Below are 1948 nucleotides of genomic sequence, written 5' to 3'. Positions count from 1 at the left end.
TTTTTTTCCTTTTTTTCCAGTTTACCGGACAACACTGATTTTGGAATAGAGAAATAAAAATGGTCATAGCGATAAGCTACGACCAGATTGGAGTTTATTATAAGCATAAGCGGGACGCTATGCGCTAGAACATACTTGCGCTAGAGGGGGTACCCGAATCACTAATATCTGCCTTAAGAATCCGTAGTCTCCTCATGCTCAACTCCAACTCACAAGACTCCGGACAGATGGGGCCATGAAAGCCAGGCTAATCAAACTCAATCTCCTGCAGAAATAAAAAGCCCAACATTTCTGATGGGCTTTCAATTTATCTATTTTGGTACGAGCGACACGCTCGCACTATCAATAGGCCCTAGCCAATCGATAGAGATTTTTCTTTACAATTACTTTTTCTTTTTCCAGGGGCAACTCTAAATCCGGGACTAACAGGCTAGTTATTGTGAATCTCCTCCCATCTTTTAAAAAGATGTAAGAATGGTTATAGCCCTCCCATGAAGCAATAAAAGACCTTTTAGCTGCCTTGTTCCACGACATAGACCGTTGAACATAATCTATATCATCCAGGTTAAATGTAGCTGCTACATCCTTATGATAAATGGTTACTTCTTTCTTTTGATCAGAATATTCAAATACATCGCTACGATTTACCAGATAATAGTTGACATGAATGATCAATGCTGGTAGGGCAAACACAATAAACATAAATATTGCAATCCAAACAAATACCTTAATATCCTCATTAGGATAGAATAAATGCATTCCATTAGGAAAAAATAGACATAATAAAAAGGCCAAAAGTATAAGCCATCCATTATTAAGATGATTTCCAAAAGTTATCTTATATCTTTCCATTTATTTATCTCCCGCCCATTGTTGCATTGATTATTGATTGAACAAAGTTATTCCATTGGCCATTCATCGTCATAACAGTTTGCTTAGAGGTATCATAGGCTACCTCTCCTGATTTGGCAGCTAGCCCGACAGTGGCTCCAGCAGGACCACCAGCAACAAAACCAACTCCCAGAGCTGTACCAAACGAAGTCGCATGATACCCAAATCTTCCTCCATCCATTTGTCCATTATATACTTGTACACCCTCATAAGCCAAAACACCTCCGGAAATTAATGTTGCACTGTTTCCCAAAGTAGACCCAAAGCCGCTTAATGATTTTGCTGATTGCGCTGCTGCTCCCATTAGGCCCGATGTTCCAGATGTATATCCCTGTCCCATTAATGATGTCATTTTACTTTCTGCAACCATGGTTGCACCAGCACTCGCAATGTCTAATCCTGTTCCCGCAAAATCAACCGCATCTTTAACTGTATTATCTACTTTTCCTATTATATCTGTTTTGCCACTGATAGAAGCCGTAGCATTTTCGCCTGTTTGCGCATTAGTTGCTGTACCATCTGCATTCAGTTTTACGGAGCCAAGACTCACATCTCCCCTGGTACTTGCTAAAGTAGCACTTGAACCTATGTTATTAAATCCTTTTTGGGGGCCACTTCCATCAAACCATTGTATTTTCTTGCCGTCTTCAGATTTATACCAATCTGTAGGAGCCATCCCATCAGGGTCAACAAACCTAATCGGATTATTAAACCCATAATTATAAGGCGAGTGCCTTCTCATTTTCTCCGCCAGCGGGTCTATGACGTTCCACCTACCAATAACCGGATCATAGAATCTTGTCCCGTAATCATACTGCTCGCCTAACTCCTCCTGAACTTCCTTGCCGTTATAAAGATATTGATTATTCCCAGCAACCAGTGAAACTTTTTTACCAAACGCATAATAGTCATCTGCCTGTAAACGTCTCACAACCCCTTCATAGATATCGAAGCTATATCTTACATTTCCGAGATGATCGCTAAGATTATAGTGGTAGGTGTAACTGTTATCCCCATTACTTTGTGCTACACCTTCTTCGGTATGGATTAATTCAAT

Annotated in this window: 2 protein-coding genes; both read right to left on the bottom strand. The window is 40.2% G+C overall.

The genetic code is table 11. The annotated features are described in order from the left end of the window. Positions 1 to 342: 342 nt before the first annotated feature. Complete coding sequence (locus tag BMX11_RS23995) at positions 343 to 759, bottom strand: PH domain-containing protein (RefSeq protein ID WP_090890142.1); 417 nt, start codon at positions 757 to 759, stop codon at positions 343 to 345. A gap of 97 nt (positions 760 to 856) precedes the next feature. Beyond that, positions 857 to 1948, bottom strand: a 1092-nt coding sequence (locus BMX11_RS23990; protein WP_139180270.1) for an RHS repeat-associated core domain-containing protein, incomplete at its 5' end; no start/stop codon positions are given.

It is taken from the genome of Pedobacter rhizosphaerae (genome assembly GCF_900111155.1).
In the GTDB taxonomy this organism is placed as follows: Bacteria; Bacteroidota; Bacteroidia; order Sphingobacteriales; family Sphingobacteriaceae; genus Pedobacter; species Pedobacter rhizosphaerae.
This window is presented reverse-complemented; position numbering and strand designations above follow the sequence as displayed.

Coding starts and splice junctions, on each gene's coding strand:
- BMX11_RS23995 (WP_090890142.1), bottom strand. CDS start 759: ATGCATTTATTCTATCCTAATGAGGATATTAAGGTATTTGTTTGGATT.